The following is a 14,922-nucleotide window of genomic DNA, read 5'->3' on the forward strand; positions in this document are numbered from 1 at the left end:
ATGGCGCAGACCATTCGCCGGGGCGGGAAAGGGGTACGCCGCGCGGCTGCGGCCAGCAGCACCAAGCGCAAGGTCACCGCCGCGCGCCGCCAGACCGGGTCGCTGCTCGATAGCGTGATGCGCTGGATTCCCTTCAGCGAGGAGACGCTGCACCGCATCCTCATGACGCTGATCCTCGGCGGCGCGGCGGTGCTGGCGTGGACTGTCGCCAGCATGGCGGGGCTGCCCACGCTAGCCGAAGCCGAGACGGCGCTGCTCGCGTCGAGAACGGGCTTCGAGGTCAAGCGGGTCGAGGTGCGCGGCGTCAATCGCATGAACGAGCTCAAGATCTACGAGAAAGTGCTCGGCCAGCGCGATCAGGTCATGCCCCGGCTCGATATCGCCGCGCTGCGTGAGGAACTGCTCCAGCTTTCCTGGGTCAAGGACGCGCGTGTCTCGCGCCAGCTGCCCGATACGCTTGTGGTCGACGTGATCGAGCGCAATCCGAATGCGGTGCTGCGCAAGGACGGCAAGCTGACCTTGATCGACGAGACCGGTCATCCGCTCGAAGCGGTAAGCCCGGAGCGGGCCCGGGGGCTCCTGGTCCTGTCCGGCAATGGCGCTGAGGCGAAGGTGCCCGATCTCATCCACCTGCTCGATGCAGCGCCCGCGCTGCGGCCGCAGGTGGCCGAGGCCGAATGGATCGGCAAGCGCCGCTGGAACCTGACGTTCAAGACCCGCCAGGTGCTCGCGCTGCCCGAAGGCGAGGACCAGTCGGCGAGCGCGCTGCTGACGTTTGCGCGGATGGACGGGGTGGACCGCCTGCTCGGCGGCAAGGTGGCGAGCTTCGACATGCGCAGCGCCGAGCGCATCTACATGCGCGTGCCCGGCCGCGCCGATGCGTTGGCCGCTGCGGCGCACGCGGAAGCCACGGCGCAAGCCGATGCCGCTGCCGCGAAGACCGAGAACGCCCGCGCCTCCGTCGCTTCGGCCGCCCCCGCAAAGGCTTCCGCCGCCAAGACTGCGCAGAATTGATACCGCCCCCATGGCCGCCCCCCGCATCACCAAGGTCTTTGCCGCCGTCAATCTCGGGTCATTCCGGGTCTCGGCGATCATCGCCGGGCTGACCGAGAGCGGCGAGATGGTGGTCATGGGTTCGGGCCACCGCCAGTCGCAGGGGATCAAGCGCGGCTACGTGACCGACATGGTAGCCGCCACTCATTCGGTGCGCGATGCGATCGAGCGCGCCGAGAAAATGGCCAATGCTAGCGTGCAAAGCGTGTGGATCGGCTGCTCGGGCGCGGGGCTTGCCAGCACCACCGCCAAAGTCGAGGTCGAGATCGGCGGTCGGCGGATCGAGGCCGACGACATCGAGCACCTGCTGATCGCCGGGCGTGAGGTGATCCAGCCCGATGGCCGCACCGTGCTCCACGCCCAGCCCGCGCACTACACCCTCGACGGCGCGGACGGGGTGCCCAATCCCAAGGGGCTCCATGCTGAACGGCTGGCTGTCGATATCCACGTCATGCTGGCGGACGGCGCGCCTGTGCGCAATCTCAAGGAAACGGTCGAGAACGCGCACTTGCGCGTCGAGGCGGTGGTCGGCTCCCCCATCGCAGCTGGCCATGCCTGCCTGTCTGCCGAGGAGCGCGAGCTGGGCGTCGCCCTGATCGAGTTTGGCGCCGAGGTTACCACGGTCTCGGTCTACGCCGGCGGCATGCTGCTCGGCATGCAGGCGATTGCCTTCGGTTCGGGCGATATCACCGATGCCATCGCTTCGGCCTTCGGCATCCGCCGTTATCAGGCCGAGCGGCTGAAATGCATGGCGGGCTCCGCGCTGGCAAGCCCGGCGGACCACCGCGAGATGATCCCGGTCAATGCCCCAGGCGATCCCGAGAACGGCGGGCCCATGGCGCGCCACGCCGACGACAAGAACCGCATTCCGCGCGCCGAACTGGTCTCGGTCATCACCCAGCAGCTCGGTGCGTTCACCGACGAGGTCGGCCGCGCGCTCAAGGCCCTTGGCTTCAGCGGCAAGCGCGGCCAGCAGGTTGTGCTCACCGGCGGCGGCGCGCAGCTTCCCGGCCTTGCCGACTATGCCCAGGCCGCGCTCGGCCGCCCGGTGCGCATCGGCGCGCCGCCGACGATGCTGGGCCTGCCGCCCGGCCATGCCACGCCAAGCTCCTCCACGCTCGTCGGCCTCATGCTCTATGCCGCCGCCGATCCGGTCGATATCCGCAAGATCGGACATTCCTGGGACCCGGCCAAATCGTACGGAGGGTTCGGCCTGATTGGCCGAATCTACCGCGCTTTGCGGGAATATTTCTGATGGCCGCGCCGGCGCTGCATATTCCTACTTGTGGAAAAACCTGTCGAAGCTTTGATTCGGTCAAACGTTCCGTGCCAAAGCGATATCAACCTGTAACAGGGCAGAATTGTCCGACCCTCGCAGACCCGCACGGGAGAGCGCTATGAGCATCAACATCGGACCGCCAGCCATCGACGAACTGCGGCCGCGCATCACCGTCATCGGCGTGGGCGGGGCGGGCGGCAATGCCATCGCCAACATGATCAACGCCAAGATCGAGGGCGTGGACTTCGTCGTCGTCAACACCGACGCGCAGGCACTCAACAATTCGATCGCGGACAACCGCATCCAGCTTGGCCCTGACATGACCCAGGGTCTCGGCGCCGGTGCCCGTCCCGAAGTCGGTCGCGCCGCAGCGGAAGAAACGATCGCCGAAATCGAGCGCGCGCTGGAAGGCGTGCACATGTGCTTCATCGCGGCGGGTATGGGCGGCGGCACCGGCACCGGCGCAGCGCCGGTGATCGCGGAAGCCGCGCGCCGCAAGGGTGTGCTCACGGTAGGCGTGGTGACGAAGCCGTTCCTGTTCGAAGGCACGCGCCGCATGCGCGCGGCGGAATCGGGCATTGCCGAACTGCAGAAGCACGTCGATACGCTGATCGTGATCCCCAACCAGAACCTGTTCCTTGTCGCCAAGGCCGAGACAACGTTCAAGGAAGCCTTCCAGCTGGCAGACGAAGTGCTCCAGCAGGGGGTGCGCTCGATCACCGATCTCATGGTCATGCCCGGCCTCATCAACCTCGACTTTGCCGACGTGCGTTCGGTGATGGGCGAAATGGGCAAGGCGATGATGGGCACGGGTGAGGGCGAAGGCCCCAACCGCGCACTCGAGGCGGCGGAACGCGCCATTGCCAACCCGCTGCTCGACGGCGTTTCGATGCAGGGCGCCAAGGGCGTTATCATTTCGATCATCGGCGGCGACGACATGAAGCTGCTCGAAGTGGACGAGGCGGCAAACCACATCCGCGAACTCGTCGATCCCAATGCCAACATCATCTGGGGCTCGGCGTTCAACCCGAACCTTGATGGCAAGATCCGCGTCTCGGTCGTCGCCACGGGCATCGAACAGAGCGCCGAGATGGCCGAGAGTGCAGCGCGGCCGACGATGATGGGCGGCGTGCGCGGTCCGGCATTTCCCGGCGGCATGCCGGCGCGCTCCGCTCCGGTCGAACCGCCGGTCGCCGCCCCGGTAGAACCGGCCAGCCCGCCGCCCGCCTTTGCACCGCCGCCCGGCATGGCGCCGAGCCAGTTGGCCGAACCCGAGCCCGAGGCGGATGAGCCGCTCGATCTGACGCTCGATCTCTCGGAAGCCCAGGAAGCCGCGTCTCCGGGCGGTGACAACGGCGAGTTGGCGCTTGGTCTTGAGGACAGCGAACCGGTTCCCCCGCGCTTTGGCCGCGCCCAGCCCAACCCTTCCGCCGATCCGGCAGCAGGGGATGCACCGCGCCATCCGCCGGGCAGCACGCTGTTCGAACGCATGGCCAATCTCTCGCGTGGCGGTGGCCGTGTGGGCGAGGAGGAGGGTGAGCCCGAAGAGCACGGAAGCGCGCTCAACATTCCGCGCTTCCTCGGGCGGCAGAACAACCAGTAGGGCGACGCAAGCGGGGTTGGCTGCGCGGCGCGAGGCGGCCAGGTGAGCCACCGCGCGCCGCCTGCTTGTACCGCTGCCGGACCGCTGCCCAGCAAGTTTTGGCGAGCATTTCTCCTCATGCCGCGATAAGGTCGGCCCGATGATCCGCCGCTTCGTTCGCCCTCTGATCTGGTCACTGGTCCGGCTTGCCCCGAGTGCCGCGCTGGCCTGCGCCGCCGTGCCACTTGCGGCTCAGAGTTCGGGGCAAAGTTCGGCGCAGGGGCAAGGGCAAGCCGGGGCCCGCCCGGCCGCCACCGGCAACAACGGCGCCGAACTGGTTCCCTCGACCGCCATTCCCGTGGTGCAGTCCACCGCGATCAGTCCCTCGCGCACGCTCAATACAGCGCTGGCCCGCCTGGCGCGCGATCCGCGTGATATGGCCGCGCTGGTCGATGCCGGCGGTGCGGCGCTCGATCTGGGCGATACCGATGCGGCGATCGGCTTCCTCACCCGCGCCGAACAGGTCGCGCCCGGCAGCGGCGGAGTTCGCGCGCGGATCGGTGTCGCCATGTTGCGCGCAGGCCAGCCGTTCGAGGCGATCCACTGGTTCGATCTGGCCGACGAGACCGGTTTTCCCCGTGCCGAGATGGCCACCGAGCGCGGCCTTGCCTACGATCTCATCGGCGACAATACCGCGGCGCAGCGCCATTATCAGCTCGCGCTTGCAGCGGGTCCGAACGACGAGGCCAGTCGGCGCTATTCCATCAGCCTCGTGATAGCCGGAGATCGGCGCGGCGCCGAACTCGTGCTTCAGCCACTGCTCGAGCGGCAGGACCGGGGTGCCTGGCGCGTGCGCACCTTTATCATGGCGATTGCCGGGCAGAGCGACGAGGCCGAAGGCATTGCCCGCGCGACGATGCCTGCCGATCTTGCCACCGCGATTGCGCCCTATCTGCGCTACATGCCGCGCCTCACGCCGGCGCAGCAGGCGGCCGCGGCCAATCTCGGCCGCTTCCCGCGCGCGGCGGATATCGGGCGTGATGATCCCCAAGTCGTGCAATACGCACTCGCGCATCCGCGGGCGCCGCGCGTCGACGCCGGGCTCGTGCCGCAGGGCGAGGCACTGGGCGCGCGCGGCCGTGACGATCGCGATTCGCGCGCCAAGCGCCGCCGGCCGGGCAAGGATAGCGGACGCGAGACCGCGGTTGCCGTAGCGGCGCCGCCCCCGGCACCGCTGACGCCCCCGCCGCCGCCCCCGCCCGCACCGACTCCGCCAGCTGTCACTGCTCCCTGGGGGCTTCCCGCCGGTACTCGTACGGCAGCGGCGCCAGCCCAGCCGCAAATTCAGCCGCAAGCCCAGCAGCAATTGCCAGCGCCGCAATCAGCAGCGCCTCCCGCCGCCGCGAAGCCGGTCGTGCTCTCGAAACTTGATGTGCCGCCGGGCACACCGATCGGACCGCCGCTGGCCCCGCGCCCTGCCGCTTCCGCGCCGCTCGCCGCCGCGCCTGCGCCGCAGGTTGCGCCGTCGCCCGCGCCACAGGTGACCGCCCCGCCGCCGGTAAGCGCGCCCCCGCCGGTAATCGCCCCGCCACCTGCGCCGATCCCTGCCGCGCCGACGACTGCTCCCCGAACACAGTTGGCGCTTGCTGCACCGCCGCCTGCGCCTGCCGCGGCCCTGTCGCCGCCACCTGCCCAGCAGGCAGCCCCGCAACCCGCGCCCGCTCCAGCGGCGCCTGCGGATTTCCGCCGCACGTTTGATGGCTACAAGCCGCCGGAGCAGGAAGGGGCCGCCACGACTGAGGCGGTAGACCTCGCGCGGGTCGAGTCGCTGCGCCAGGCGGCCAAGGGCGCTTCCGCCAAGACAAAGGACCGTGCCGCCAAGGACCGTGCCGCCAAGGACCGCGGGGAACGCCCCGATGGCCCGACCGCCGTTTCGCGCATCAGTGGCGAGGACGTCGCCGAGCCGATGGTAACCCGTGCCGGCAAGGACAAGGCAAGCAAGGACGCTGCAGCCAAGGCCGCCAAGGACAAGCTCGCGCTCGACTGCCAGGACAAGCCCGGCAAGGGCAAGGCCGCGGCCAAGGGCAAGGCCGCGACAGGCAAGGCAGCCAAGGGCAAGACGGCCAAGGACAGCCAGTGCCCGCCCGAGAACGCGAAAGCCCAAAAGGGCAAGGGCGGCAAGGCCGAGCCCGCCCACGCCAGCCGCATCTGGGTTCAGGTGCTCACCGGCTCGAACCGCGAGGCGATGGGCAAGGAGTGGCAGAACCTTGTGCGCGAGGCCGCCGCGCTTCGCGGCCGCAGGCCCTACATCACCCCCTGGCGCAGCAATTTCCGTTTGCTGACAGGACCTTTTGCCAGCGACGCCGAAGCGCAGGCCTTCCTTGGGCAACTGCGCAAGGACGGGGTGAGCGGCTTCCAGTGGACCAGCCCGGCAGGGCAGGCGGTGGATGGCATGGCGGTGAAGTAGCAGGTGGGGGTGCATCCGGCGCTCCACCGCTTCTCCACAGCTTATGAACAGACTAGTCGAGTTTTGCCCAGCCCCGAAACCGAGCCCGATTGCCGGGCGCGCCTTGCTCCGCGATGGCACGTTTCAGGCCAACCCGGGCCCTGAGGAACACGCGATGCGCACCGGCCACGAAGACAGCGAACGCGACGATGCGGCGCCGGTCGACATGCTCGCCTCGCTGTTCGAGGCGCGCGGCTGGCCCTGTGAATTCGTCTCGGACGATGAGATCCACGGCGAGATCCAGGGCAGCTGGGCAAGCTATCAGCTGCGCTGCATCTGGCGCAGCGAGGATCACGTCCTCCAGATCCTCTGCCTGCCCGATATCCGCGTGCCCGACGAGAAGAAGGGCGCGGTCTACGAGGTCATGGCACTGATCAACGAGCAGGTCTGGCTCGGTCACTTCGACGTCTGGTCCAATGGCTCGGTGCTACTCTATCGCCATGGCCTGATGCTCGGCGATGACGGCCTCCTCAGCCTCGTCCAGGCGCAGACCGCGATTGAGGCGGCGGTTGACGAATGCGACCGTTTCTACCCCGCCTTCCAGTTCCTGCTGTGGGGCGACAAGTCTCCCGCCGAAGCCCTTGCCAGCGCACTGGTGGATGCGGTGGGCGAGGCCTGAAGCCCCTTGATCTCCCATCCCGATTGCGGGAGGGGGCAGGTCCTTCCTTCCAGGCGAGAAATGCAACGTGACCTTCTCCCTCCTCCAGTTCGGCTGCGGCAACATGGGCGGCGCGATGCTTGCGGGCTGGCTCGCCGGCGGGTTTGATCCTGCCGCCTTCACCGTTGTCGATCCGCTGCTGGCCGAAGCGCCTGCCGGGGTCACCTTGCTGCGGGACCCCCCTGCGGGCGCGGAGCCTGCGGATGTCGTGCTGCTCGGCTTCAAACCGCAGCAGCTTGGCCAGTCCGCCGCAGCGCTCGCAGCCCATGTGGGTGAGGGCACGCTCCTGCTCTCGATCCTTGCCGGTGTCGATCTTGCCACCCTGCACGCGCTTTTCCCGCGGGCTGCGGGGATCGTGCGCGTCATGCCCAACCTCGCCGCCGCGATCGGCAAGTCGCCCATCGCACTGTTCGGTGATGCCGGGGGGGCAGCGCGTGAACGTACCGAGGCGTTGATGGCCCCACTCGGCCCTGCGGAATGGCTGGGCGAGGAAGGCGAGATGGACCTTGTCACCGCGCTCGCCGGATCGGGCCCCGCTTTCGTCTACCGCTTCATCGACGCGCTGGCCGAGGCTGCCTCCGCGCTCGGCCTGCCCCGCAGCCAGGCCGACCGGCTTGCGCTCGCCATGGTCGAGGGCGCGGCCGCGCTCGCTGCCGCCTCTCCCCACGCGCCGGGCGAGCTTGCCCGCCGCGTCGCCAGCCCCGGCGGCGTCACCCAAGTCGGGCTCGACGTGCTTGATGCCGAGGGGCGCCTCTTGGCACTGCTCACCGATACCTTGCGCGGCGCGCGCGATCACAGCGCCGAAATGACCCGCGCGGCAAGAAGCCAAGGCTAGGAAACAGGGCCAAAACCAGGGCCAAAACCAGGGACAGTCCCTATTTTGGCGAAAACCGCAGCTTATTACGCTTTGATACACTCGGTTATGGGTCGCGCGCTTGAAAAGCTTTGGCTTTGGGGCGATATTGGGCGCACTCGGCCCATTCCGGGCCACACTTGGAGTTTGTGAAAGTCATGGCAAACTGGAACGACCCCCAGCCCTCGGGCTGGAGCCCGGCAGGCTTCGGTGCTGCGGCGGGTCTCGCAGGGCGCGGTGCCGCGTATGATGCGGGTCTGCGCCGCTACATGCTGTCGATCTACAACTACATGGCCTCGGGCGTGCTGCTTTCGGGCATCGTCGCGCTGCTGTTCGCGACCTCGGGCATGGCTGAGGCGGTGTTCGGCACGCCGCTGCGCTGGCTCGTCGCGCTCACGCCGCTTGCCTTCGTCATGATCATGAGCTTTGGCGTCAACCGCCTCTCGACGACCACGATGCAGGGCATGTTCTGGGCCTTCAGCGTGGCGATGGGCCTTTCGCTCTCGTCGATCTTCTTCCGCTACACCGGCGCCTCGATCGCGGCGACGTTCTTCGCCACGGCGGGCGCGTTTGCGGGCCTCAGCCTCTATGGCTACACCACGAAGCGCAGCCTTTCGGGCTTCGGCACGTTCCTCCTCATGGGTCTTGTCGGCATCCTGATCGCCAGCCTGCTCAACCTGTTCCTGCAGTCCGAGCCGCTCGCCTGGGGCATCAGCTTCCTTGGCGTGCTGATCTTCGCGGGCCTCACCGCTTACGATACGCAGAAGCTCAAGCTGATGTATGATCAGGTCGCTGGCACCGATTTCATGGGCAAGATGATCGTGCTCGGTGCGCTCGAGCTCTACCTCGACTTCATCAACATGTTCATGTTCCTGCTGCGCTTCATGGGCGAACGCCGCTGAGCTGACGTCGGGAAACCGATCACATCGCCGTGCCCGGCGGGCCTTCCGGCTCGCCGGGCATTTTCTTTGCGCGGCAAAGGCTCTAGAGCCCGCAGCGACCTTTCCGGGGACATATTCGCATGCACCGCCAACCGCGCTCACCGGCGCCGCTCTTCCCGATGCTCGCGCGCTTCCTGCCCGCCGCGGTGCTCGCTGCCGCGCTGGCAAGCTGCGCGGCTCCGCCTCCGCCGCCACCCCCGCCGCCGCCCCCGCCGGCGCCCAAGCCCTATATTCCGCCGCCGCCCAAGCCGGTTCCGCCCTCGGGCGCGAGCGACAATCTCGCCATTCCGCCGCTCGATGCCGATGGTCTGCGCCAGTCGGTCAACCGCGGAATTTCGCCCACCCAGATGCTATGGAACCTGCGCTCGGCCTTGAATGTCGCCGCGCTCAATTGCAACGGGCCCGCGCACGCCGAGATCCTGCCCCGTTACAAGGCGTTCCTCAAGACCTACGCAAAGGCGCTCAGCGCCACCAACAGGAAGGTCGATGCCGAGTTCAAGGCCCGCTTCGGCGCCAAGTTCACCGCCCCGCGCGAGGCGTACATGACCTCGGTCTACAACCACTTCGCGCTGCCCCCGGCAATGCGCGACTTCTGCAATGCCTCACTTGCGGTCAGCGGCGACATGGCCGGGGTCAAGCCTGCCGAGCTCGAGGCTTTCGCGGTGCGCAGCCTGCCGAGCATCGAGATCGTCTACGACGATTTCTACCGCCGCTACGAGAAGTATCGGATCGACCTCGCCGAATGGAATGCCAAGTACGGACCGCCCGCTGCGGCGCCGACGGCGGGAACGCCCTGAACGCCTTCTCGCACTGACGCAGCGGGAAGGAAGGGCGCAAGCATCGCTGGCATTGCCAGAGCGAGTTCGCCGTCAATCGCGCCGTCTCTGCGAGAGACCCGTGCTTTCATTTAGCACTTGGCAAGCGCCGCGTGGCTGGGCTAAGGGCCGCGCTCCCGACAGGAGGGCCTTTCGCCCGATTGCCGGAGGATACTGGGAACGGGGCCGTAGCTCAGCTGGGAGAGCGCGTCGTTCGCAATGACGAGGTCAGGGGTTCGATCCCCCTCGGCTCCACCAGTATGCCGTAAATTGGCCTTATGCAGGCCTGCGAACGGCACCGTTCTGCGCTTCCGGTGCTCACGGCCATGAAGGCCGCTCCGCTCCGGTTCTCGAACGGCACCATTCTCGGCTCTGCCTGAGCCCAATTTCCGACATACTGGTCTTGTCTGCCAGCGGGTCGGGACAAATCATCCTCTTTCCGTTAGTATCGTCCCATGCATTTTCTCGACCAGGCCAAGATATTCATCCGTTCGGGAGCCGGCGGCCCCGGTGCGGTCAGCTTCCGCCGCGAGAAGTATGAGGAATACGGCGGCCCCGATGGCGGCGATGGCGGCAAGGGCGGTGATATCGTGTTCGAGGCGGTGGCCGGGCTCAACACCCTGATCGACTTCCGCTACACCCAGCATTTCAAGGCCCCGCGCGGCACCGGCGGCATGGGCAAGAACCGTACCGGCGCGGGCGGCAAGGACCTTGTCGTCAAGGTTCCCGTCGGCACCCAGGTGATCGATGACGACGGCGAGACCGTGCTGCTCGACCTGACCGAGCCAGGCACCCGCGTCGTCCTTCTGCGCGGCGGCGACGGCGGGCGCGGCAATCTGTCCTACAAGACTTCCACCAACCGCGCGCCGCGCCAATCCGGCCCCGGCTGGCCGGGCCAGGAAATGTACGTCTGGCTGCGCCTCAAGCTCCTTGCGGACGTCGGCCTTGTCGGCCTGCCCAATGCCGGCAAGTCCACTTTCATCAACCAGATCACCAACACCAAGGCGAAGGTCGGCGATTACGCCTTCACCACCCTGCGCCCGCAGCTTGGCGTGGTGCGCCACAAGAACCGCGAATTCGTGCTGGCGGATATTCCTGGCCTCATCGCCGGCGCCGCCGAAGGGGCCGGTGTGGGCGATCGCTTTCTCGGCCATATCGAACGCTGCCGCGTGCTGATCCACCTCATCGACATCAACGGCACCGATCCTGCCGAGGCGATGCATATCGTCCAGGACGAGCTGGAAGCCTATGGCGAAGGGCTTGATGAGAAGCCCCGGCTCATCGCGCTCAACAAGATCGACCTTGCCGATACCGAACTGGTCAAGGCCTTCCGCGCCGAACTGCGCGCCGCCGGTGCCAAACGCGTGTTCCCGATCTCCGGCGCGACCGGCAAGGGGCTAAGCGCCCTCCTCGACGCCGTCCTCGAGCACCTGCCGGCCGCGACAATGACCGAGCGGCCCGACGGCGAAGTGGAAGATGCTGCAGACCATACGCCGTGGTCGCCGATCTGAACTGACCACGAAACCGGGGAGGCTGGCCCCTTCCCGTACTCGGCCATTTCCCCTAAGCGGCTGGCACGATGGCGATCGAACACCTCTCGCAGCTGACCGACCCTGCCGCCGCGCCGCGCGTGGTGTTCAAGGTCGGTTCGGCGCTCCTCGTGGGGGCGGACGGAGCGCCGCGGCGCGAATGGCTGACCGCATTGGTGGCGGAAATCGCGGCGGCGCGTGGGCGTGGACAGGATGTGATCGTGGTCTCATCGGGCGCCATCGCCTTGGGCGCGCGCAAGCTTGGCCTTGCGCGCGGGGGCAGGGGCAGCCTCGCCGATGCGCAAGCCGCCGCCGCTGTCGGTCAGATCGCGCTCGCGGGCCTCTGGGCCGAACTCCTCGCCGCGCATGGCCTGATCGCGGCGCAGGTGCTGCTCACGCTGGAAGACCTCGAAGACCGCCGCCGCTATCTCAACGTGACCGCCACGCTGGGTACGCTGCTCGCCTCGGGCGCGGTGCCGGTGATCAACGAGAACGACACGGTTGCTACCGAGGAAATCCGCTTTGGCGACAACGACCGCCTCGCCGCCCGCGTCGGCCAAGCGGCGGGTGCCAGCGCCGTGCTGCTCCTCTCCGATATCGACGGCCTCTACGACCGCGACCCGCGCCTCGAAGGTGCCATCCGGGTGCCGGTGGTGCGCGGCGTCACGCCGGAAATCCACGCCATGGCGACAGGCGGTTCTTCCTCGGGCCTCGGCTCGGGCGGGATGACTTCCAAGCTTCAGGCCGCCGAAATCGCAGGCCTTGCCGGGATCGCTCTCGCAATCATCGACGGGCGCCCGGATAGCCCCGTTGCCGCCGCCCTTGCCGAAGCGCGCGGCACCCTGTTCTGCCCGCCCGGCAAGGCCCGCGCGCGCAAGGCATGGCTCGGCGGTAAACTGCGCATGAAGGGTGCCGTCACGGTCGATCAGGGCGCTGCTGCCGCCCTCTCGCGCGGTTCCAGCCTGCTTGCCGCAGGTGTTACCCAGGTCGAGGGCGCGTTTGCGCGGGGCGATGCGATTGCCGTGCTTGGCCCTGATGGCGCGGTCCTCGCGCGCGGCCTCAGCGAGTATGACGCTGGCGAATGCGCTGCGCTCATGGGCCACCCCTCGGCCGAGCACGAGGCGCTGCTCGGCTATGCCCCGCGCTCCGCGCTGATCCACCGCGACCAGTTGGTGATGCTGTGAGGGCCGAGAACGAGCGCGGCGATCTTGTCGCCCTGACCGGCGTGACCGGGTTTGTAGGGCAGGCGGTGCTGCTCGCCGCCGCGCGCCACCGGATCGAGGTACGCGCGCTCACCCGGCGCAAGCAGCGCCTGCGCGGCGGGGTGGAGTGGATCGCAGGCGATCTGGCCGACACGACCGCGCTCCGCCTGCTCATGACCGGCGCCAGCGCGGTGATCCACATCGCCGGGGTGGTGAACGCGCCTGATGCCGCCGGGTTCGAGGAAGGCAACGTGCAGGGGACCCTGCGCGTAATCGAGGCCGCGCATGGCGCCGGGGTGCAGCGCCTGATCCACGTCTCCTCACTCGCCGCGCGCGAGCCGGATCTGTCGATGTATGGCGCCTCGAAGCTGCGCGGCGAGAAGCTGGTGCGCGCCTCCGGGCTGGATTGGAGCGTGGTGCGCCCGCCCGCCGTGTTCGGCCCGCGCGATACCGAAATGCTTGAGCTGTTCCGCCTGGCCCGGCGGGGGATCGTGCCGCTGCCGCCGCCGGGGCGCCTTTCGGTGATCCATGTCGCTGATCTTGCCGAACTGCTGCTCGCGCTGCTGCCGAGCGGCGAGGATGTGACGCGTATGGTGTTCGAGCCCGACGACGGCGAGCCGGGCGGCTGGACTCATGTGCGCCTTGCCCACGCCATCGGTGCGGCGGTCAACGGCGAGGGGCGCAAGGACCGGCCGGTGCGCGCGCTCTCGCTCTCGCCGGGCATGGTCGGCTTTGCCGCGCGGGCCGACCGGCTGCTGCGCGGCCGCAAGGCCAAGCTGACGCCCGACCGCGCGCGCTATATCTGCCATCCGGACTGGACGGTGGGCGAGGGCGCTCTGCCGCCGAGGGACTTGTGGCGGCCGCGTATCGACACGCGCGAGGGGCTCCACGCCACGGCCGCGTGGTACCGCGAGGCCGGTTGGCTCAAATAAGCAGGATATCAACGGCGGCGAGCATCGGCTTGCCTGTCAGCACCGCGATCTCCACTGCAGCCCCCACGCCCGAACCGTCCGCATCATAAAGCAGCAGCCCGCTCGCCTGATTGTAGAGCAGATGGTCACCCGGATGCTCCGCCACAGCGCCCAGCACCAGTTCACCCGGCAAGACCCCGGCAAACGCCGCGCGCGACAGTTCGATATGGTCGCTGCCGCTGACGAAATCGCCGATCACGTCGCGCTCTCTGGCTGAGGTCGGGAGCGCATCGAACACGAAGGTATCTCTTCCTGCCCCGCCGATCAGCCGGTCCACCCCAGTGCCGCCGATCAACCGGTCATCGCCCGCATTGCCGATCAGCTTGTCGTTGCCTGCCCCACCCTCCAGCGTGTCCGTGCCCAGGCCGCCGCGGATCAGATCGCCGCCCGCACCGCCCTGCAGGCGGTTGTTCGCACCATTGCCGGTGATCGCATCATTGCCGCTGCCGCCCACGGCATTCGCAATCAGCGTGTTGAAGGCGATCGCCACGTTCTGGGTCAGGTTGCCGATGTCGGAAATCCCGCCGGGCTGCAGGTTGATCCGCTGGTTCGTGGCATAACCGCTTGCGTCCAGCGTATTCACGCCCCCGGCATCGTAGATCGCGATCACCGGGTCCGGATTGAGGTTGAAATCGAACACAGGCCGTGTCGGACCGCTCAGCTTCATGTTGAAGCCATAGGTGTCGTCGCCCGGGCGCGTCGTCTTGTCGGCGCCATAGAGCGTCTGGATGGCGAGGATATCGTATAGCAGCGGCGTTGCGGCATTGATCCCGTCATGCGTCACGTCGCTCGTCAGCCCGCCGCCGGTGCGGTCCACGCGCGGATCATCCGCGTTCGCCGCGAAGTACGACATGACCGTCCAGCGCAGCGTGTCCTTGGTAAAGCCGGCGTTCGCGGCATATGTCGGCGTGACGGTATCGGCCACATCATAGGGTGCCGGATGCGACAGCCCCAGCGCATGGCCGATCTCGTGCAGCAGCGCTTCCAGCCCGCGCTCGCCATAGGTCCATTGCTGGAATTCGGGCCATGCGGGATTGAGCCATACGCGGCCCGCATCCATGATCTTCGCCTTGGTGACCGCGCCGCCGGGCGCCGTGACCAGATGATTCAGCGCATAGATCCCGCCGCCTTTGGTCGTGCTTGAAAACGCCACGGTGATTGCTGCCTTGGGGTCGGTCACCGGATCGAGATCGATGGCGATGAGGTCGTCCCAAAGCTCGAAGGCCAGCGCGGCGTAGGTCACCGCCGCCGTGCTCGGGGCGACAAATCCCGCTGACTCCACCGATCCGCCGAACACATCGAAAGGCGCGGTGCCAGGCACGCTGTAGGTCACGTGCGTGCCCGCAAAGCTGCGCGTTGTCCCTTGCGCGCTGCCGCCCCAATTGGTTTTCAGCGCCGTCAGGATCTGAAAGTCAGTGAAGACCGGGATGGTCCTCTCGGTGGCCATTGTTCAAAGCTCGTGCTGCGCGGTCTATGTCTTTACCGGTACCGAACCTTGCGAACAATCGCCGGGGGCAATGCGCCACCGTCCGA

12 protein-coding genes and 1 tRNA gene are annotated in these 14,922 nt (G+C 67.9%); 12 read left to right on the forward strand and 1 reads right to left on the reverse strand.

Annotation, left to right across the window (positions count from 1 at the left end):
* From WCL10_RS10065 to WCL10_RS10120, 12 genes are all read left to right on the forward strand, one after another.
* The gene (locus WCL10_RS10065; protein WP_336895501.1) at positions 1–1,014 is read left to right on the forward strand and encodes a cell division protein FtsQ/DivIB; all 1,014 of its coding nucleotides are present in this window, start codon (positions 1–3) and stop codon (positions 1,012–1,014) included.
* A gap of 10 nt (positions 1,015–1,024) precedes the next feature.
* Positions 1,025–2,308, forward strand: coding sequence for a cell division protein FtsA (ftsA, locus tag WCL10_RS10070; RefSeq protein ID WP_336895502.1), 1,284 nt, complete (start codon positions 1,025–1,027; stop codon positions 2,306–2,308).
* A 142-nt stretch (positions 2,309–2,450) separates the two neighbouring features.
* On the forward strand, positions 2,451–3,935 hold the full coding sequence (gene ftsZ, locus WCL10_RS10075; protein ID WP_336895503.1) for a cell division protein FtsZ: 1,485 nt from the start codon (positions 2,451–2,453) through the stop codon (positions 3,933–3,935).
* 139 nt (positions 3,936–4,074) lie between these two features.
* Positions 4,075–6,381 carry an SPOR domain-containing protein gene (locus tag WCL10_RS10080; protein WP_336895504.1) on the forward strand — a complete coding sequence of 769 codons (2,307 nt, stop codon included), beginning with the start codon at positions 4,075–4,077 and terminating at the stop codon, positions 6,379–6,381.
* 154 nt (positions 6,382–6,535) lie between these two features.
* Entirely contained in the window at positions 6,536–7,039 is a 504-nt protein-coding gene (locus WCL10_RS10085) for a YbjN domain-containing protein (protein WP_336895590.1), read from the forward strand.
* Between the two features lie 103 nt (positions 7,040–7,142).
* A complete protein-coding gene (locus WCL10_RS10090) occupies positions 7,143–7,913 on the forward strand; it encodes a pyrroline-5-carboxylate reductase (protein WP_336895591.1) in 771 nt (256 codons plus the stop codon).
* Positions 7,914–8,089: 176 nt separating this feature from the next.
* Complete coding sequence (locus WCL10_RS10095) at positions 8,090–8,833, forward strand: Bax inhibitor-1/YccA family protein (protein WP_336895505.1); 744 nt, start codon at positions 8,090–8,092, stop codon at positions 8,831–8,833.
* A gap of 119 nt (positions 8,834–8,952) precedes the next feature.
* A complete protein-coding gene (locus WCL10_RS10100; RefSeq protein ID WP_336895506.1) occupies positions 8,953–9,669 on the forward strand; it encodes a hypothetical protein in 717 nt (238 codons plus the stop codon).
* A 200-nt stretch (positions 9,670–9,869) separates the two neighbouring features.
* Positions 9,870–9,945 (forward strand) — tRNA-Ala (locus WCL10_RS10105).
* A 197-nt stretch (positions 9,946–10,142) separates the two neighbouring features.
* Positions 10,143–11,198 (forward strand): GTPase ObgE, encoded by a 1,056-nt coding sequence (obgE, locus tag WCL10_RS10110; RefSeq protein ID WP_336895507.1) that lies wholly within the window; start codon positions 10,143–10,145, stop codon positions 11,196–11,198.
* Between the two features lie 68 nt (positions 11,199–11,266).
* Positions 11,267–12,400: a glutamate 5-kinase gene (gene proB, locus WCL10_RS10115; RefSeq protein WP_336895508.1), complete on the forward strand. Its 1,134-nt coding sequence runs from the start codon at positions 11,267–11,269 to the stop codon at positions 12,398–12,400.
* Positions 12,397–13,350 carry an NAD(P)-dependent oxidoreductase gene (locus WCL10_RS10120; protein WP_336895509.1) on the forward strand — a complete coding sequence of 318 codons (954 nt, stop codon included), beginning with the start codon at positions 12,397–12,399 and terminating at the stop codon, positions 13,348–13,350. Before proB ends, WCL10_RS10120 begins: the two co-directional genes overlap by 4 nt.
* Here the strand turns inward: WCL10_RS10120 and WCL10_RS10125 are convergent.
* On the reverse strand, positions 13,343–14,836 hold the full coding sequence (locus WCL10_RS10125; RefSeq protein ID WP_336895510.1) for a M10 family metallopeptidase: 1,494 nt from the start codon (positions 14,834–14,836) through the stop codon (positions 13,343–13,345). The two genes, WCL10_RS10120 and WCL10_RS10125, sit on opposite strands and share 8 nt — an antisense overlap.
* Between the last annotated feature and the right edge of the window lie 86 nt (positions 14,837–14,922).

The sequence above is a fragment of the Novosphingobium sp. genome, from assembly GCF_037133355.1.
GTDB lineage: Bacteria > Pseudomonadota > Alphaproteobacteria > Sphingomonadales > Sphingomonadaceae > Novosphingobium.